Genomic DNA, 18,953 nt, shown 5'->3' on the forward strand with positions numbered 1-18,953 from the left:
CGATGGTGCCGATGCGCACGTGCCCCGGGGATGGCATCACGGTAGCCGGAGGACGCCCGTTCATCCACACTCAGGACAAAGTTCGTCGAGTTGCGGTCATAGCTATTGGCGGAGCGCGAAAAGGCGTCTAGCTTCCTTCAGCGGTGTATCCGGTACCGGAGAGGGATGGGTTACTCATGCGGGATGAACCGTACCAAAAGCCCTCGGAAAGGCATCGGCTGACGAAGCGTCGGCCGCGGAGGAGACGCGCGGCGTTGGCGGCACTGCTGTTCGGGGCCGTCACCGCGACCATGCTCGGCGGCACCCCGGCCGCCGCCCGCCCCGAGGAGCGCCCCCGGCTGACGCTGCCGTCCCCGCCGGGCGGCGACGACGTCAAGGTGCTGGTCTTCCACGGCTCGGCCGGGGACGAGGCGCCGACCGTGGACGCCGGTATCGAGGCCATCGAACGCATCGGCAACCAGGGCCCGGCGGCCACCCGCTTCACGGTCGACGCCACCGCCGACGCCTCGGTTTTCACGCGCTCGACGCTCGGCACGTACAACGCGGTCGTCTTCCTGACCGGCGCGGGCGATGTGCTCGACCCGGAGCAGGAAGCCGGGCTGGAGACGTACATGGAGGCGGGCGGCGGCTTCCTCGGCATCCATGACGCGGCCCGCAACGAGCCGTACTCGGACTGGTTCACCGGTCTGATCGGCGCCCGCCCCACCACCGGCCCCGCCACCGTGCAGCGGGCCGTCGTCGAGGTCGGCGACCGCGGTCATCCGGCCACCAGGGATCTGCCGCTGGAGTGGAAGCGCCCCGACACCTGGCTCAACTGGAAGACGAACCCCTCCGGCCAGGTGCACACCGTCGCCCGGGTCCGGGAGAGCAGCTACCAGCCCGGTACGGGGGCCAACGGCTGGGACCACCCCATCTCCTGGTGCCGTGACTACGACGGCGGCCGGTCCTTCTACACCGGCATGGGCGGCACGGCGGCCGGTTTCCGGGAGACGGACTTCCGCGCCCATCTGCGCGGCGCGCTGTTGTGGACCACCCGGCTCGCCCGCGCCGACTGCCAGGCCACCATCACCGCCAACTACAAGGCCGAGCGGGTCACCAAGCCCAACCAGCCCGGCCAGGCGGACCAGATCGGCGAGCCGCACGGCCTGGTCACCGCCCCGGACGGCCGGGTGCTGTACATCGGCCGCGGCGGCAGCGACAACAGCGCGCCCGTCGTGACCGACTGGAACGACCCCGACATCGGCAAGGGCCAGGGCCAGATCCACGTCTACGACCCCAAGACCGGCAAGGTGACGCTCGCCGGTGCGCTCACCGTGTTCGGCAACAAGGGCGGCGGCGATGAGCTGATCAAGAACGAGGAGGGGCTGCTCGGCATCGAGCTGGACCCGGACTTCCTCACCAACGGGTGGGTGTATCTGCACTACACCCCGCACTCCAGGATCAACCGTGACACGCGCATGGCCGAGCGCCGGGTCTCCCGCTTCACCCTGAACCTCAAGACCGACAAGCTCGACCTCGGCTCGGAGAAGGTCCTGCTGTCCTGGCCGGTGCAGATCCACAGCTGCTGCCACGCGGGCGGCGGCATGGCCTGGGACTCGAAGCGCAACCTCTACATCGCCACCGGCGACAACAACTCCTCCCAGTTCAGCGACGGCTACTCGGGCAACAACCCGCAGCCGAACTACAAGGGCGTGTCGTTCGCCGACGCCCGCCGCACCGCCGGGAACACCAACAACCTCAACGGCAAGATCCTGCGGATCCACCCCGAGGCCGACGGCACGTACACCCTCCCCGAGGGCAATCTGTTCACCGGCAAGGAGCCCGATGAGGGCGGCGGCAAGACCCGTGGCGAGATCTATGTGATGGGCGTGCGCAACCCGGCCCGGATCTTCGTCGACAAGAAGACCGACATCCTCTACGCGGGCTGGGTCGGCCCCGACGCGGGCGAGCCCAGCACCACCTGGGGCCCCGCCAAGTACGACACGTTCGCCGCCATCACCAAGGCGGGCAACCACGGCTGGCCGTTCTGCATGGGCAACAAGCAGCCGTACCGCGACCGCAACCTGCCGGACCCGAGCAAGCCGCTGGGCTGGTACGACTGCGACGCCCCCAAGAACGAGTCGCCCAACAACAACGGCCTGGTGAACCTGCCGCCGGTCACCGGGAACACCATCTGGTACTCGCCCCAGGGCGGCGCCCCCGACTATCCGCGCAACGCCGACGGCATCCCCAGCTACAAGGCGTCGGAGGCGAAGTTCCTGCTGCCGTGGCTCAGGGGCGGCGGCCAGGCCACCATGAACGGCCCCGTGTACCGGTACGACGACACCAGCAACAGCGCCACCAAGTGGCCCGCGTACTGGGACGGCAAGTGGTTCGTCGGCGACTTCTACGACGCCGACCAGCCGCGCCACGCCGTGGTGACCGACCCGAAGACGATCGGCAAGGGCGGGCTGCCCGTGCACGCCGAATCCCTCAAGAAGATCATCCCGGTGGGCGCCGACGGCATCCGCAACCTCATGGACTGGAAGTTCGCCCCGGACGGCTCGCTCTACGTCCTCGACTACGGGCGCGGCTTCTTCACCTCCGACGCCAAGTCGGCGCTGTGGCACATCACCTACAAGGGCGGCGAGCCCACCCCGCTCGCCAAGGACGTGGCCAGGAAGGCGGAGCAGCGGTGAGACGACGCCAGAAACCCCGCAGACCGCTGACGGCGCTGCTCGCCGCGCTGCTCATGGTGCTCGGGCTGACCTCGGGACTGTCCACGGCCACGGCCGCGTCCGGCAAGGACACCGGCAAGCGGGCGGCCCAGCAGACCCTGACCTGGACCGCGGGCGACGACATCACCAAGTACGTCTCGGCACCCAAGACGGCGGTCGCCGGGAAGACCACCATCGTCTTCGAGAACAGCACCGCCACCGGCAACACCATGGGCATGCCGCACACCCTCACGTTCGACGTGTCGGATCCCGAGTACAACAACGACGTCCCGCTGAACATCCTCGCCAACCCCGCGGACGACAGCGGCGGCAAGCACTCCGTCGAGGTCACCCTCGCCCCGGGCCGCTACCGCTACTACTGCACCATCCCCGGCCACGGCCAGATGCAGGGCATCCTCGTGGTCACCGAGGACGGCGGGGGCGAGGACACCGCCGCGCCCGAGACCTCGGCGAAGGTCGAGGGCGAGCGGGACGCGGACGGCGCGTACATCGGCATGGCCACGGTCACGGTGTCCGCCACCGACGCGGGCTCGGGCGTGGACAAGATCGAGTACGCGGTGGGCGACGGGGCGTTCCAGCCGTACACCGCCCCGGTGATGGTGCACGAGGTGGGCACCCACACCATCCGCTACCGGGCCACCGACAAGGCGGGGAACACCTCCGCGGTGAAGTCGGCGGACTTCCGCGTGGTGGCCCCGCCGACGGACGACAAGACACCACCCGAGACCTCCGCCACGGTGTCCGGCAAGCAGGGACCGAACGGTGACTACTACGACACGGCCACCGTCACCCTCACGGCCTCCGACACCGGGTCCGGCGTCAACACCATCGAATACGCCCTGGACCAAGGCGACTTCACGAAGTACACCGCACCGGTGGGGGTGACCGCGCACGGTTCCCACACGGTGCGCTACCGCGCGACCGACCGGGCCGGGAACACCTCCGAGGTGAAATCGGTGGCGTTCTCCGTGGTCGCGCCGCCGAGCACCGACACCACCCCGCCCGAGACCGCCGCGAAGGCGGAGGGCACCAGGAACTCGGACGGCAACTACCTCGGCAGCGCCAAGGTGACCATCACCGCCACCGACGCCGACTCGGGTGTGGCGAAGACCGAGTACTCCCTCGACGGCGGCCCGTACCTCGCGTACACCACCCCCGTCGTCGTGGACCGGGTCGGCCGCCACACCGTCGCCCACCGCGCCACCGACAAGGCGGGCAACACCTCGTCGGCCAAGAAGCTCGCGTTCACCGTGGACGAGGGCGGCGGCGTGCCCGCCCCCGCGTGCCCCGAGTGGGACGAGCGGCTCACCGTGATCGTCGGTACGGTCGACACCGGCGTCCCCAACCGCATCACCCGCAGCCGCTGCACCATCAACGAGCTGATCGAGGACGAGAAGGACTGGTCCTCGCACGCCCTCTTCCTCAAGCACGTCACCTCGGTGACCGGCAGGCTGCTCTCCGACGGCGTCATCGACCAGCGCGAGAACGAGGCCATCAACAAGGCCGCCGACGAGTCCGGAATCGGCAAGCCCGGCCAGAGCGAGGGCTACCGCGACCTCTTCGACGGGACGAAGAAGTCGTTCGACGCGTGGCAGCACGTGGGCGGCGGCGCCTTCGGGCTGAACGGCGACGGCACCATGACCAGCAGCTCCACCGTCGACGGCATGGGCATGCTGTGGTTCCCGCGGCGCACCTACGACGACTTCTCGCTGAAGCTCCAGTTCCGTGACGACGCCCCGGGGACGGGCAACGCCAACAGCGGCGTCTTCGTCCGCTTCCCCGATGTCAACGACCACCCCGAGGAGTCCCGCCCGGAGTGGGTCGCCATCAAGTACGGGCACGAGGTGCAGATCAACGACCGCCCGGACGGCGACATGTACAAGACGGGCTCGATCTACGGCTTCGACCGGGTCGGCCTGGGCGGTGCGGGGGTGACGCCCAAGGGCAGCTGGAACGACTACGAGATCCGGGTGGTCGGCCAGCACTACTCGATCTACCGCAACGGTGTGCTGATCAATGAGTTCGAGAACGCCGGGGGCCAGGACTTCACCCCGCCGCGCGCGGACGACCCGGGCACCGACGGCCGCCGGTTCGCCTCCGGATACATCGGTCTCCAGACCCACAGCACCAGCGATGTGGTCTCGTACCGCAACATCCGGATCCAGGAGCTGTAGAGACAGGAGCTGTAGAGAGGCGAGTGAGTGGCCGCCGGAGTACCCCAGTCCCCGGCGGCCACCGTCACCCACGAGGTTACCCGAGGTAATACTCGGCGGTAACCCCTCTGCGCACCACATGCCAAAGCCCCGCCCCGACCAGCGGAGCGGGGCTTCGGCGCCCGCCGTCAGGACGCCAGCGTGTCCAGGATCTGCTGCCCGTACTTGACCAGCTTGTTCTCGCCGACCCCGCTCACCGCGCCCAGCTCGTCCAGCGTCGAGGGGACGACGGTCGCGATCTCGCGCAGCGTCGCGTCGTGGAAGATCACGTACGCGGGCACACCCTGCTCCTTCGCGGTCGCCGCGCGCCAGGCGCGCAGCCGCTCGAAGACCGGCACCGCCTCCTCCGGCAGGTCGGCCGCGGCCTTGCGGGACTTCGACGACGACCCGGACGCGCCCGACTTCGCCGACTTCCCGGCGCGCACCTTCTCGGGCTCGCGCCGCAGCCTCACCTCGCGCTGCCGCCCCAGCACCTCGGCGCTCGCGTCGGTGAGCACCAGCGTGCCGTAGTCGCCCTCGACGCCCAGCAGCCCCTGGGCCAGCAACTGCCGCACCACGCCACGCCATTCGGCCTCGCGCAGCTCGGTGCCGATGCCGAACACCGACAGCGCGTCATGGTCGAACTGGATGACCTTGGCCGTCTTCTTGCCGAGCAGGATGTCGATCACCTGTCCGGCACCGAACTTCTGGTTCCGCTCCCGCTTGAGCCGGACCACCGTCGACAGCAGCTTCTGCGCGGGCACGGTGCCGTCCCAGGACTCCGGGGGCGTCAGGCACGTATCGCAGTTGCCGCACGCGGTGCTCTGCTGGCCGAAGTACGCGAGCAGCTGGACCCGGCGGCATTCGACGGTCTCGCACAGGGCCAGCATCGCCTCCAGGTGCGCACCCAGCTTGCGCCGGTGGGCGTCGTCCCCCTCGGAGGTGTCGATCATCTTCCGCTGCTGGATGACGTCCTGGAGCCCGTACGCCAGCCACGCGGTGGACGGCAGCCCGTCCCGCCCGGCGCGGCCCGTCTCCTGGTAGTAGCCCTCGACGGACTTCGGCAGATCCAGATGGGCCACGAACCGTACGTCCGGCTTGTCGATGCCCATGCCGAACGCGATCGTCGCCACCACGACCAGCCCGTCCTCCCGCAGGAAGCGCGCCTGGTGCTCGGCGCGGACCGGGGCGTCGAGGCCCGCGTGGTACGGCACCGCGTCGATCCCGTTGCTCACCAGGAACTCGGCCGTCTTCTCGACCGAGGCGCGGGACAGGCAGTAGACGATTCCGGCGTCGCCCGGGTGCTCGGTGCGCAGCAGCTCCAGCAGCTGCTTCTTCGGCTCGTTCTTCGGGGCGATCCGGTACTGGATGTTGGGGCGGTCGAAGCTCGCCACGAAGTGGTGGGCGTCCTGGAGCTTCAGCCGGGACGCGATCTCCGCGTGGGTGGCCTCGGTGGCGGTCGCGGTCAGCGCGATCCGGGGCACGGTGGGCCAGCGCTCGTGCAGCTCGGACAGGGCCAGGTAGTCGGGCCGGAAGTCGTGCCCCCACTGGGCCACGCAGTGCGCCTCGTCGATGGCGAACAGCGAGACCGTGCCGCGGTCCAGCAGCCGCAGCGTGGACTCCACGCGCAGCCGCTCGGGGGCGAGGTAGAGCAGATCCAGCTCGCCCGCGAGGAACTCGGCCTCCACCATCCGCCGCTCGTCCAGATCCTGGGTGGAGTTGAGGAACCCGGCCCGCACCCCGAGGTTCCGCAGCGCGTCGACCTGGTCCTGCATCAGCGCGATCAGCGGCGAGATGACGACCCCGACGCCCTTCCGCACGAGCGCGGGAATCTGGTAGCACAGCGACTTGCCGCCGCCGGTCGGCATGAGGACCAGCGCGTCACCACCGGTTATGACATGCTCGATGATCTCCTGCTGGCCTCCCCGGAACGCGTCATAGCCGAAGATGCGGTGCAGCACGCGCAGGGCTTCGCTGCCATCGGGGCCGCCTGCGACATCGGGTCCGTTTTCGGGAAGAGCCATCCGCCGATTCTAGAGGTCCCGCGAGGTGCCCTGGTCAACGACGGGTGAACCGTGCGGTGACGGTCATCGCGGCGGCGCCCGTCATCATCCCCAGCCGGTTCCAGGTCATGCCGAAGCCGGTGCGGTCGATCTCGACATCGGCGGTGAGCGTGGCGGCGTCGGCGGTGGCCTCGGTGAGCCGCGCCGTGAAGGACAGGGGCCGGGTGCGGCCGAGGACGGTCAGCTCGCCGTCGACCGCGACGGTGGCGCCCTCGTCGGGCACCGCGCCCGAGACCGCGACCGTGATCTCGGGGTGGCGGTCCGTATCGAGGAAGTCCACGCCGCGCAGATGGGCGTCGCGCTTGGGGTTCCGGGTGTCCAGCGAGGCGGCGTCGATGACCAGGGAGCCCCGCGCGGAGCCGTCCGGCAGCACCTCGCCCTCCCCGCTGACGGCCGTGAAGTGGCCGCTGACGGTGGCCAGCCCCCAGAACGTCTTGTGCCGGACGCGGACCGCGGATCCGGCCGGGTCCAGGATCCAGCGGCCCGCCTCTGCCGCGGACGGCGAGACGGGGGTACGGGCGGGGTCGGCGGCGTCCGCCATGGCGATCACGTCCTCGTCGGCGTGGGATACGTTCCCCGGCAGCTTAGGGAGACCCGGTGTGATGTGGGGAGAGGAGAGCGGGTTGGATGGAGGCGGACGTGGGCACAGTGGCCGTTGGAACATGACGGTTCGTCATGTGCGCGTCCAGATGGATCCTTTCCCCACGAGGAGGCCGATGTGACATCCAGCAGACTCGTCCGCGCACTACCGGTCGCGATCGCGGCGGTCCTCGCCCTGGCGGGTGGTCAGGCGGTGGCGGCACCGGCACCGGCACCCGATGCCGCCGCGCGCGTGGTCACGTATGACGCCAGCGGGGCCGCCGAGTTCAAGGACGCGGTGACCAAGGGCGCGGCGGTCTGGAACCAGAGCGTGAAGAACGTACAGCTCAAGCCGGTCACCTCCGGCCAGCGGGCCAACCTCCGCGTCGTCGCGGACAACGGCTGGCCCCGTGCCCAGGTCACCGCGCTCGGCAGCGGCACGATCTACTTCGGACGGCAGGCCGTGGACGAGGGCCACAACACCGTACGGATCGCTTCGCACGAGATGGGCCACATCCTGGGCCTGCCCGATGTGAAGCCGGGCCCCTGCTCCAGCCTGATGTCCGGGGCCAGCGCCGGTACGTCCTGCACCAACGCCAGCCCCAACGCGGCGGAGAAGGCCGAGGTCGAGGACGCCTTCGCGCTGCTCGAGTCGTCCACCGCGACGACGGCCGCGTACAAGGACTGACCGGGGCTCACCGGAAGAGAGGCGGGCGGGCCGGGGGAGACTCCCGGCCCGCCCGCCTCCGTTCTCACACCGTGATGACCTCGGTGTCGGGGAGGGCGCGGAACGGTGCGAGCCGGTCCTCGGTGGCGCCGCTGTCGGTGACCAGCGTCCACGGCCGGTCCAGCGGGGCCCACGCGGTGAAGGGGGACTCGCCGAGCTTGCTGCTGTCGGCCAGCACGAACACCTCCCGGCCGCGGTCGGCCATCATCTCCTTCAGCGAGGTCTGCTGAAGGCTGGCCTCACAGATGCCGCGCCGCGCGTCGATCCCGTCGGCGCCCAGGAAGACCTTGTCCGCGGTGAGCCGGGACAGGGTGAGTTCGGCGAGCGGACCGACGAAGCCCTGGCTGACGTGGCGCAGCGTCCCGGCGAGCGTGATCAGCTCGATGCCGTCCACCTCGGCCAGTGCGCGCAGCGCGGTCAATCCACTGGTGATCACGGTGAGTTCGGTGCGGACGCGCAGATGGTGGGCCACTCGGCCGGTGGTGGTGCCCGCGTCCAGGATGACGGTGTCGCCCTGCGCGATCCGCGCGGCCGCCCACCGTCCGATGCGGTCCTTCTCCGCGACGGCGAGCCCGCTGCGCTGCCCGAGCGTCGGCTCGGGGGTGTGCCCCGCGCTCATCGCGCCGCCGTAGGTACGGGCGATGGCGCCCTGCTCGGTGAGCAGGGCGAGGTCCCGGCGGATGGTGGAGGGGGTCACCTCCAGCGAGCGCGCCAGCTCCTCGACGACCACCGCGCCATCGGTCCGGATCGTGCGGGCGATCAGGTCCCGGCGGTCAGCGGCGCGCAGTCGCCGCTGACCTTCCCCGTTGGATGTCATCTGCGCCTGCCATCCTCTCCGCGACTCTTCCGCGACTCTTCCGAGACTCTTTCGCGACTCTGCGTGACTGGGAGAGAACACTATCTTCCGTGCGCCCCCTCCGTATGCCGCCCATCGACCCGACGAGAGAAAACGAGAGAAGCTGGGGAGCATGAACACTTCCCCCGCCGACTTCGCGTCCCGGCTCCGCGCCCGCCGGCGGAGCCTCGGCTACTGGGTCGTCCTCGACAACCCCGTCGGCACCGAGCGGCTGGCCGGGCTGGGGTACGACTACATCTGCGTCGACGCCCAGCACGGTCTGCTCGACTACAAGGGCACCCTCGCCGCGATGACCGCCGTCGACGCCCGCGGCAGGGCCGCCGGAATGGTGCGCGTCCCCGCCAATGACGACTTCCGGATCGGCCAGGCCCTGGACGCGGGCGCCCGTGGCGTCATCGTTCCGCTGGTCAACACCGCCGAGCAGGCGGCCGGCGCGGTGAGCGCCTGCCGCTATCCCCCGCTCGGCGTCCGCAGCTACGGGCCGATGCGCTCCGGCCTGCGCGTCGGCCCCACCCCTGCCGAGGCGAACGAGCAGGTCGCCTGCATCGTGATGATCGAAACGGCGGAGGCGCTGGGCAACACGGCGGAGATCTGCGCGACGGAGGGACTGGACGGCGTCTACATCGGCCCGTCCGACCTCACGATCGCCCTCGGCGGACGGACGTCCACGGACCCGTCGGTGGCGGAGCGGTTCGACGCGGCCCTGACGAAGGTCGCGCAGGCCGCGGAGGCGGCCGGGATCGCGGCCGGGATCCACTGCCCGGACGGCGCCACGGCCGCCGAACGGCTGGCCCGGGGCTTCACGTTCGCCACGGTCAGCAGCGACCTGGTCCACCTGGAGCAGGCCGCGGCGGCCCACCTGCGCGACGCCAACGCCTGAGCCTTCCCCACCCCGCCCGGATAGCGGTCGCGCTCCACGACGGTGACCGTGTCCACGTGGCCCAGGAGCGCGGCCGCCGCCAGCGTCCCCGCGAGTCCGCCGCCCGCCACTACCGCGCTGCCCCTGCCCCAGCCCGCCGCCTCCCGCTCACCGTGATCGCAACGGCCCAAGCCTGGTGGTGCCAGACCTGGGCCGTCAACCACACACGGTTACGGCTCGACCACGATCTTGCGGCCCTGGCCGGACCGGAACTGCTCCAGTGCCTCGGGATATTCGGCGAGCGGCATCCGGTGGCTGATGAAGATCTTCGAGTCCAGGACACCGGAGGCGAACAGCCCGGCGGCGCGCTCGTAGCTGTGCAGGACCGCCATGGAGCCGGTGATGGTGATCTCCTGGTTGTAGATCTTGTACGGCTCGATGGTGGCCCGGGTCGCGTAGTCGGAGACCCCGAACTGGAGGAAGGTGCCCGCCTTGGCGACCCGGCCGAGACCGTCCTGGATGGCGGCCTGGTTCCCGGTGGCGTCGATGACCACGTCCCAGCCGCGCGGCTGGTCGAGTTCGTCGGCCGAGCCCGCGGCCCGGGAGCAGCCGAGAGTCTTGGCGGTGGACAGCCGCTCGGGGTTGACGTCGAGGACGTCGACGCTGGTGGCGCCGGTCCGCTTGGCCAGCTCCAGCATCATCAGCCCCATGGTGCCGGAGCCGTAGATGAGCACTTCGGCGCCCAGGTTGCCGTTGAGCACGTCGTAGCCGCGCACCGCGCAGGACAGCGGCTCGATCAGGGCCGCGTCGCCCACGTCCACGTGCTCGGGGAGCTTGACGCAGTTGGCCACCGGCGCGACGGCGAACTCGGCCGCGCCGCCGGGGACGCTGACCCCGATGGCGTTCCAGTTGTCGCACAGGTTGCCCCGGCCGATGCGGCAGTAGCGGCATTCGTGGCAGTGCAGGGAGGGGTCGACCGCGACCCGGTCGCCGATCGCCACCTCGGTGACGTCCTTGCCGACGCCCACGACCTCCCCGGCGAACTCATGGCCGGGCACGATCGGCAGGGTGGGCGCGAACTCGCCCTGGAGGATGTGCAGATCGGTTCCGCACAGCCCGCAGGCCGCCACGTCGACGACGACCTCACGGGGCCCCGGGGCCGGGTCCGCGACCGTGGCGACGGTGACCTTGCCGGGTGCTTCGATGACGGCGGCCCTCATTTGACTGCTCCTAGCGACAGGCCCTGGACGAGTTTGTCCTGGGCGGCGAACCCCGCGGCGAGCACCGGCAGGGAGATGACGATCGACGCGGCGCACACCTGGGCCAGGAACAGCCCCTGGCTGGTGACGAAGCCGGTCAGGAAGGCCGGTGCGGTCTGGGCGACCACGCCGGTGAGCACCTGCGCGAACAGCATTTCGTTCCAGCTGAAGATGAAGCAGATCAGCGAGGTGGCGGCGATACCGGGACCGGCGATCGGGGCGACGACCCGCCACAGGATGGTCGTCAGCCGCGCCCCGTCCATCTGGGCGGCCTCGATGATGGACACGGGGATGTCGGCGAGGAAGGACTGCATCATCCATACGGCGATCGGCAGGTTCATCGACGTGTAGAGGATGACGAGCAGCCAGACGTTGTCCAGGAAGCCGATGTCCTTCGCGAACAGGTACACCGGCAGCAGCCCGGCCACCACCGGCAGCATCTTGGTGGACAGGAAGAAGAACATCACGTCGGTCCACTTGCGCACCCGCCGGATCGACAGCGCGTACGCGGCCGGGAGCGCCAGCACCAGCACGAAGAGGGTGGAGAAGAGGGACGTGCCCATCGAGTTGAGCAGCGCGGGCCAGGGGCTGGCCCCGCCGTCCACGCCGAAGAACGCCTTGTAGCCGTCGAGGGTCAACGGGGCGGCCAGGGAGGGCGGGTTGGTGGCGGCGTCGCTCTCGGAGTGGAACGAGGTGAGCAGCATCCACAGCACCGGCAGGACGAACAGGATGCCGATGGACCAGGCCAGCAGGCCGAGCGCGGCACCGCGGCGCTTGGCCCGCCGGGCGGTCGGGGGAACAGCGGTCACGGCAGGAGCGGTCAGGGAGGTCATGCGCGGGACGCCTCCTCACGGAAGAGGGACGACACCACGCGCAGCGCGAAGGTGGCGATGATGATCGTGCCGATCACGACCAGCACACCCGCCGCCGATGCCAGCCCGTACTCGTGGGCGTTGTAGAAGGTTTCGTAGATGGTGTAGGGGAGGTTGGCGGTGTCGAGGCCGCCACGGGTGAGGGTGAACACCGCGTCGAAGTTCTGCACGATGTAGATCGACCCCAGCAGGGTCCCCAGCTCCAGATAGCGCCGCAGATGGGGCAGCGTCAGGAAGCGGAAGATCTGCCAGTTGCCCGCGCCGTCCAGCCGGGCCGCCTCGATCATGTCCAGCGGCCGGCTCTGGAGCCCGGCCAGCAGGATGAGCATCATGAACGGTGTCCACTGCCAGATCAGCGACGCCTCCACGGCCATCAGCGGCATGTCGCTGAGCCATTCCGGCTGGGGTCCGCCCAGCCAGTTGAGGACGCCGTTGAACAGCCCGTACTCGGGGTTGTAGAGCGCATGCTTCCACAGCAGCGCCGAGGCCACCGGCACCAGCAGGAACGGCGCGATGAGCATCGTACGGACGAGCCCCCGGCCGCGGAACTTGCGGTCCAGCAGCAGCGCCAGCGCCAGCCCCAGCACCACGCTGATGATGACCACGGTGGCGGTCAGCAGCACGGTGGTGAGGATCGACTCGCGCAGCGCCGGGTCGCTCGCGACGGTCGTGTAGTTCTCCAGCCCCGCGAATTCACGGTTGTCGGGGCGGAACGAGTTCCAGTCGAAGAGGGAGATCACCAGCGTCGCCACGAACGGCAGCTGGGTGACCACGATCAGGAAGATCAGGGCGGGCATCAGCGGTGCCCGGGTGGCCCACTCCCGTGCCCGGTTCCTCGGCGGCCGGGAGGTGTTCCTGGAGGCGGCGGCCACGGTCGGCGGGCGCTTGCCGCGGACGGGGACCGCGGTTGTCGGATTACTCATCTCGGTACTCCTCGCCCACCTTCTCGGCCAGCTTCTGCGATGTCTTCAATGCCTGCTCGACGGACTGTTTCCCGGCGATGGCGGCGCTGATCTCCTGGGCGACCTTGGTGCCGAGATCGGCGAATTCGGGGATGTCGACGAACTGGATGCCGATGGTCGGCCGTTCCTGTACGCCGGGATCGCGCGGCTTGGCGCTGGTGATGGCCTTTCGGGTGACCTCGGAGAACGCGCCCGCGGACTTGCGGTAGTCCTGGTTGGCGTAGGTGGAGGCCCGCTTGCCCGCGGGCACGTTGGACCAGCCGAAGGTCTTGCCGACCAGCTTCTCGTACTCCTTGCTGGAGGCCCAGGAGATGAACTTCCACGCCTTGTCGGAATTGCGCGAGGCCTTCTGGATGCCCCAGGCCCAGGTGTAGAGCCAGCCCGAGCTGTCGGTCTTCTCCACCGGCGCCTGGACATAGCCGATCTTGCCCTTGACGGGGGACTTGGCGGCCTCCAGCGAACCGGCTGCCGATGTGGCGTCGTACCACATGGCGCTCTTGCCCTGGGTGAGGTTGTTGAGGCACTCGGCGAAGCCGGACTGGGAGGCACCGGCCTCGCCGTGCTTGCGCACCAAGTCGACATAGAACTTGGTCGCCTTGACGAACTCGGGCGAGGTCAGCTGCGCCTTCCAGTCCTTGGTGAACCAGGTGCCGCCGAAGGTGTTGACGACCGTGGTGAGCGGGGCCATCAGCTCGCCCCAGCCGGGCAGCCCGCGCAGACAGATGCCCTTCATCCCCTTGCGGGCGCCGTCGGCCTTGGCCGCCAGATCCGCCACCTGGTTCCAGGTGGGCCGCTCGGGCATCTTCAGGTTCTTCTCGGCGAAGACGTCCTTGCGGTACATCAGAAACGACGACTCGCCGTAGAAGGGCTCCGCGTACAGCTGTCCGTCACCGGCGGTCAGCGACTGACGCATCGGCGGAAGAATGTCCTTCTGGTCGAATGCCTTGTCCTTGGCGACATGCTCGTCCAGCGGCATCAGCCAGCTGTTCTCGGCGTAGAACGGCACCTCGAAATTACTGATGGTGGCGACGTCGTACTGCCCGGCCTGATTGGAGAAGTCCTGACTGATCTTGTCGCGGACATCGTTCTCCGGCAGCACCGTGAACTTGACCTTGATGCCCGTCTCCTTGGTGAAATGCTTCGCGGTCAGCTTCTGCAATTCCATCATCTGCGGGTTGTTCACCATCAGCACGTTGATGGTGTTGCCACCGGAGCTGCCGCCGCCCATACCGGCGCACCCCGCGAGGAGCGCGCCCGCGGTCAGGGCCACGACCGGTATCCGGGCAGCACGAAGTGTCAGGACTGGCATAACGGGTCCAATCGGAGGGGCGTGGGGAAGGGAGGGGGATGTGGGGGAGGGAGAGGAGGGGACGGTGGGGTCAGACCCGGAGGATCTGCGGGCCCAGCAGCGAATACCGATGGGCTTCGGTCACGGGGAGCCCGGTGTCGGTCACGATCGTTTCGAAGTCGGACACGTCCGCGAACCGGCAGAAGCTGACGGCCCCGAACTTGGTGTGCACCCCGGAGAACACCTTGCGCCGGGACACTCGCACCACCTGCGCCTTGACCTCGCTGACCGCCGGGTCGGGCGTGGTGAGCCCGTACTGCCGGGAGACGCCGTTGGCGCCGATGAACGCCAGGTCGATGACGAAGCCGGAGAGCATGTGGGTGGCCCAGTGGTCGACGGTGGCCATCGTGCCGCCGCGGACCCGGCCGCCCAGCAGCAGCACCGTGGTGTTCTCACGCCCGGCGAGCCCGCTCGCGGTCGCGAGGGACGCGGTGATCACGGTGAGCGGCCGGTCCCGGGGCAGCGCCTCGGCGATCAGCTGCGGGGTGAAGCCCTCGTCGATGTAGACCGTCTCGGCGTCGCCCAGCAGCTCGGCGGCCGCGGTCGCGATCCGCGACTTCTCCGGGACGTGCATGGTGGTGCGGAAGGCGAGGGTGGTCTCGAAACCGGCGCTCTCCACGGGGTACGCGCCGCCGTGGGTGCGCCGGACCAGACCGTGCTGCTCCAGCACCCGCAGATCGCGGCGCACCGTTTCCCTGGACACCCCGAGGTCCGCGGCGAGCTTGCCGACGTCGACGACCCCGGCACGCCGCGCCATGTCGAGGATCTCCCGACGGCGTTCCTCCGCGTCCACACCGCATCACCTGCTTCTCTTCGGGCTTGGCGAGAAGTTTTACAAGCACGCAACCGGAGTGGCCAGGCTTGGCACGGGACAGATCATGACCGGATGTGCCCGTTTCACGAACGTTATCTCAGCAGGTCAGGATCGGTCAGTGGAAGCGCTGCGAGGATCGCGGACGCCCGGGGTGGCGAGGTGTGTGCCCGTATCGTGCCCGCTTCCGAAAAGCCGGCCGAAAAGCAGCCCGTTCGGGCGTGATCAAGGTCTAGGGAAAGCCCGTTCGGACATGTGCTACCGCCGGTAGCCCGCGGCGTCGAGGATGCGGCCCGCCACGTTGACCGAGTCCACCAGCGGATGCAGCGCGAGGGCGCGCAGGGCCGCGCTCCGGGCGGCGCCACCGGCCCCGGCGATTTCGGCAGCCCCGGCCGCCTCGATCGTCGAGCGTTCCACCGCCTTCAGCGACAGCATCAGCCCGAGCTGGTCCGGGGCCACCGCACCGGTGGCCATGGGGCGCGCCCCGCCCGCGTCCACCAGGCAGGGCACCTCCACCACCGCGTCCTCGTCCAGCCCGGGGACGGCCGTGCGGTTGCCGACGTTGAGGATCAGCGTGGTGCGCTCGTCGCGGGCGATGGCCCGCATGATGGCCAGCGCGATCCGGTCGTAGCCGCCGCCGTCCAGATCGCAGGAGTCGCGCTCCCAGCCGCCGCTGGCCTCCCGGCTCGCGGCCATGTACGTGGTCTCGCGCTCCAGCCGGGTCCGCTCCCAGGCCGCGAGCGCCCCGCCGTCGGCGGCGCGGGCCGTCTCGTAGAACCGGGCCTGCTGCTCCCGCAGGAACTCCCCCCGGGTGGCCGTGGCCTGCCGGATGGCGGCCACCGCCTCGCGGTTGAAGTAGTAGTAGTGCAGATATTCGTTGGGCAGCGCGCCCAGGCTCCGGAGCCACTCCGCCCCGAACAGCTTGCCCTCCTCGAAGGACTCCAGCGCCCCGGCGTCGGCCAGCAGCTCGGGCATCCGGTCCCGGCCGTCCACCACCACGCGCCGCAGCCAGCCGAGGTGGTTGAGGCCCACGTAGTCGTAGACCGCCCGGTCCGGGTCCGCGCCCAGCGCCCGCGCCGCACGGCGGCACAGCCCGACCGGCGAGTCACAGATGCCGATCACCCGGTCGCCCAGCACCCGCCGCATGGCCTCGGTGACCATGCCCGCGGGGTTGGTGAAGTTGATGACCCAGGCGTCCGGGGCCACGGCGGCGATCCGCTCGGCGATCCGCGTCGCCACCGGCAGGGTGCGCAGCCCGTACAGCACCCCGCCCGCGCCGACCGTCTCCTGCCCGAGGACGCCCTCGCCGAGCGGGATCCGCTCATCGCTCGCACGGCCGTCCAGACCGCCGACCCGGATCGCCGAGAACACGAAGTCGGTGCCGCGCAGCGCGTCGTCCAGGTCGGTGGTGGCCCGCACCGAGGGCGCGGCGGGCAGGCCCGCGGGGCGGTCCTTCGCCTGCTCGGCCAGGACCGCGCCGATCGCGTCCAGCCGGTGCCGGTCGGTGTCGTACAGCATCAGCTCGGTGCAGCGCCCGGCGTCGTCCCCGGCGTCCTCCAGCAGGGCCCGGTACACCAGCGGCATACGGAAACCGCCGCCCCCCAGCACGGTCAGCCTCATACGGTCACTACCTCCACATCGGCCTCACGGAACACATCGAGCGTCGCGGGATCGGACGTCTTGTTGGTGATCAGGGTGTCGATCTCCAGGGGGCCGCAGATCCGGGCCAGCCCGGTGTCGCCCGGGAACTTGCCCGCGGTGACCAGCAGCACCACCTGCCGGGCCGAGGCGAGCATGGCCCGCTTGACGGGCACCTCCACATGCGTGCTGTCCAGCACGCTGCCGTCGGACAGCACCCCGCTCGCGCCGAGGAAGAGCCGCCCCACCCGCAGCTGGCGGATGTTGGACTCGGTGAGGAAGCCGACCACGGAACGGTAGTTGGCGCGCACCTGCCCGCCGAGCAGGATCAGCGTCACTTCGGGGTCGTCGCGCAGCTCGTCGTAGATCGCCAGATTGCTGGTCACGATGGTGACCGGACGGCCGCGCAGCAGCCGGGCGAGGTGGAGCGTGGTGGTGCCGATGTCCAGCAGCAGCACATCGCCGTCCGTGACCAGCTCCGCCGCGCGCCGGGCCACGTCCGCCTTCTCCTCCGGCTCGTCCACCGCCACCTCGCCGAACGGCCGCTCCTCGTCCGGGGTGGGGGCCGCCACCGCGCCGCCGTAGACCCGCGTCAGCCGACCGGCCCGGCCCAGCTCGGCGAGGTCCCGGCGGGCCGTGGCCTCGCTGATCTCCAGGCGCTTGGCGATCTCCCCGATCGGCAGCACGCCCTCCGCACCGAGGATGCTCAGCAGCTTCGCGTGGCGGGTCTCTCGCAGCATGGGGGCAACGTACTCCACCTGAGCGACTCTGCGCGACTATGACCGACCTCTTGCACAATGCCCCTCCGAGGTGCATGGTGTCGCTCATCCGACGTCATGACGAACGAGGAGAGGCGCGCCGGTGAGCCCCATGTCCGCAGCCCCCGGTCCGATACAGCCCATCGACCCGCTCGCCGCGCTGCGCACCCCCGCCGACCCCGAGCACGACGTCTACCTCACCGGCACCGTCTTCCTGGACATCATCTTCACCGGCCTCGACCACGCCCCGGTGCGCGGCACCGAGTCCTGGGCGCGCGGCATGGGCTCCAGCCCCGGCGGCATCGCCAACATGGCCACCGCCCTCGCCCGGCTCGGCCTGCACACCACCCTCGCCGCGGCCTTCGGTGCCGACGTCTACGGGGACTACTGCTGGGAGAGCCTGGCGCACCACGAGGGCGTCGACCTCACCCACTCCCGGCGCGTCCCCGGCTGGCACTCACCGGTCACCGTGTCCATGGCGTACGAGGGCGAACGCACCATGGTCACGCACGAGCACCCCGCCCCGCCGCCCGCCACCCGCCCCGCGCCGCCCCGCTCCCGGGCCTGTGTGACCGCCTACGAGCCGGGCCGCCAGGAGGACTGGGTGCGCCAGGCCCGCGCCCAGGGAGCCAAGATCTTCGCCGATGTGGGCTGGGACGAGTCCGGCCGCTGGGACCTGGCCACCCTCCCCGACCTGCCGTACGCCCACGCCTTCCTGCCCAACGCCACCGAGGCGCAGCGCTACACCCGCACCGACACGCCCGAGCGGGCGGTGCGTGCCCTGGCCGAGCTGGTGCCGATCGTGGTGGTCACCCGGGGTGCCGAGGGCGCCATCGGCATCGACTCCCACACCGGGGAGAGCGCCGAGGTGCCGGGCCTCGCCGTGGAGGCGCTCGACCCCACCGGGGCGGGCGACGTGTTCGTCGCCGGTTTCATGACCGGAACGCTCGCGGGCTGGCCGCTCGGCGACCGGCTCGCGTTCGCCAACCTCACCGCCGCCCTCTCCGTCCAGCACTTCGGCGGCGCGCTCGCCGCGCCCGGCTGGGCCGAGGTGGCCGCGTGGTGGGACCGTACGGCCCGCTCCGGGGACCGCGAGCTGGTGGCGCGCCACCGCTTCCTGGACGGCCTGATCCCGGCCGGGGCGCGCGACTGGCCGCGGCTGCGGGCCCTGCCCACCATCGGCTTCCGGGCCGCCGACGCCCGCGGGGCCTGACGACCGCAGTAAGGGCCTGGCGCCCGCAGTAAGGGCCTGGCACCCGCAGAAGAGGCCTGGCGCCCGCAGAAGACGCCTGATGCCCGCAGAAAAGGGAGA

At 70.3% G+C, this 18,953-nt stretch carries 15 protein-coding genes; 5 read left to right on the forward strand and 10 right to left on the reverse strand.

All coding sequences use genetic code 11. The features are described from left to right. The first annotated feature begins 290 nt into the window (after nt 1-290). Both LCH29_RS19415 and LCH29_RS19420 read left to right on the forward strand, forming a co-directional pair. On the forward strand, nt 291-2,678 hold the full coding sequence (locus LCH29_RS19415; protein WP_446463107.1) for a ThuA domain-containing protein: 2,388 nt from the start codon (nt 291-293) through the stop codon (nt 2,676-2,678). Nucleotides 2,679-2,731: 53 nt separating this feature from the next. Further along, nucleotides 2,732-4,891: an OmpL47-type beta-barrel domain-containing protein gene (locus tag LCH29_RS19420; protein WP_446463108.1), complete on the forward strand. Its 2,160-nt coding sequence runs from the start codon at nt 2,732-2,734 to the stop codon at nt 4,889-4,891. Nucleotides 4,892-5,058: 167 nt separating this feature from the next. On the opposite strand, the gene recQ is transcribed toward LCH29_RS19420, so the two are convergent. After that, entirely contained in the window at nt 5,059-6,933 is a 1,875-nt protein-coding gene (recQ, locus tag LCH29_RS19425) for a DNA helicase RecQ (RefSeq protein ID WP_446462993.1), read from the reverse strand. 34 nt (nt 6,934-6,967) lie between these two features. Then, entirely contained in the window at nt 6,968-7,513 is a 546-nt protein-coding gene (locus LCH29_RS19430) for a YceI family protein (protein WP_446462994.1), read from the reverse strand. Between the two features lie 177 nt (nt 7,514-7,690). Between LCH29_RS19430 and LCH29_RS19435 the strand changes: the two genes are divergently transcribed. Then, nucleotides 7,691-8,239, forward strand: a complete 549-nt coding sequence (locus LCH29_RS19435) for a snapalysin family zinc-dependent metalloprotease (protein ID WP_446462995.1) — start codon at nt 7,691-7,693, stop codon at nt 8,237-8,239. Nucleotides 8,240-8,303: 64 nt separating this feature from the next. Here the strand turns inward: LCH29_RS19435 and LCH29_RS19440 are convergent, their stop codons facing one another. After that, complete coding sequence (locus tag LCH29_RS19440; RefSeq protein WP_446462996.1) at nt 8,304-9,095, reverse strand: DeoR/GlpR family DNA-binding transcription regulator; 792 nt, start codon at nt 9,093-9,095, stop codon at nt 8,304-8,306. Between the two features lie 151 nt (nt 9,096-9,246). Here LCH29_RS19440 and LCH29_RS19445 point away from each other — a divergent pair, with 151 nt between their 5' ends. Beyond that, nucleotides 9,247-10,014, forward strand: coding sequence for an HpcH/HpaI aldolase family protein (locus LCH29_RS19445; protein WP_446462997.1), 768 nt, complete (start codon nt 9,247-9,249; stop codon nt 10,012-10,014). 209 nt (nt 10,015-10,223) lie between these two features. Here LCH29_RS19445 and LCH29_RS19450 read toward each other — a convergent pair whose 3' ends face one another. The 7 genes from LCH29_RS19450 to LCH29_RS19480 all read right to left on the reverse strand — a co-directional run bounded on the left by LCH29_RS19450 (nt 10,224) and on the right by LCH29_RS19480 (nt 17,623). Next, entirely contained in the window at nt 10,224-11,213 is a 990-nt protein-coding gene (locus tag LCH29_RS19450; RefSeq protein ID WP_446462998.1) for a zinc-dependent alcohol dehydrogenase family protein, read from the reverse strand. Next, nucleotides 11,210-12,085, reverse strand: coding sequence for a carbohydrate ABC transporter permease (locus tag LCH29_RS19455; protein ID WP_398296775.1), 876 nt, complete (start codon nt 12,083-12,085; stop codon nt 11,210-11,212). Before LCH29_RS19455 ends, LCH29_RS19450 begins: the two co-directional genes overlap by 4 nt. After that, the gene (locus tag LCH29_RS19460) at nt 12,082-13,047 is read right to left on the reverse strand and encodes a carbohydrate ABC transporter permease (protein ID WP_446462999.1); all 966 of its coding nucleotides are present in this window, start codon (nt 13,045-13,047) and stop codon (nt 12,082-12,084) included. The genes LCH29_RS19455 and LCH29_RS19460 overlap by 4 nt, the downstream gene beginning before the upstream one ends. After that, nucleotides 13,040-14,395, reverse strand: a complete 1,356-nt coding sequence (locus LCH29_RS19465; RefSeq protein ID WP_446463000.1) for an ABC transporter substrate-binding protein — start codon at nt 14,393-14,395, stop codon at nt 13,040-13,042. Before LCH29_RS19465 ends, LCH29_RS19460 begins: the two co-directional genes overlap by 8 nt. Nucleotides 14,396-14,465: 70 nt before the next feature. Beyond that, nucleotides 14,466-15,227, reverse strand: coding sequence for a DeoR/GlpR family DNA-binding transcription regulator (locus LCH29_RS19470; protein ID WP_446463001.1), 762 nt, complete (start codon nt 15,225-15,227; stop codon nt 14,466-14,468). A 276-nt stretch (nt 15,228-15,503) separates the two neighbouring features. Beyond that, nucleotides 15,504-16,865 carry a 6-phospho-beta-glucosidase gene (locus LCH29_RS19475; RefSeq protein WP_446463002.1) on the reverse strand — a complete coding sequence of 454 codons (1,362 nt, stop codon included), beginning with the start codon at nt 16,863-16,865 and terminating at the stop codon, nt 15,504-15,506. Next, entirely contained in the window at nt 16,862-17,623 is a 762-nt protein-coding gene (locus LCH29_RS19480) for a DeoR/GlpR family DNA-binding transcription regulator (RefSeq protein WP_446463003.1), read from the reverse strand. Before LCH29_RS19480 ends, LCH29_RS19475 begins: the two co-directional genes overlap by 4 nt. Before the next feature lie 130 nt (nt 17,624-17,753). Between LCH29_RS19480 and LCH29_RS19485 the strand changes: the two genes are divergently transcribed. Further along, a complete protein-coding gene (locus LCH29_RS19485) occupies nt 17,754-18,854 on the forward strand; it encodes a carbohydrate kinase family protein (RefSeq protein WP_446463109.1) in 1,101 nt (366 codons plus the stop codon). Nucleotides 18,855-18,953 lie beyond the last annotated feature (99 nt).

The organism is Streptomyces sp. BRA346 (assembly GCF_052851135.1).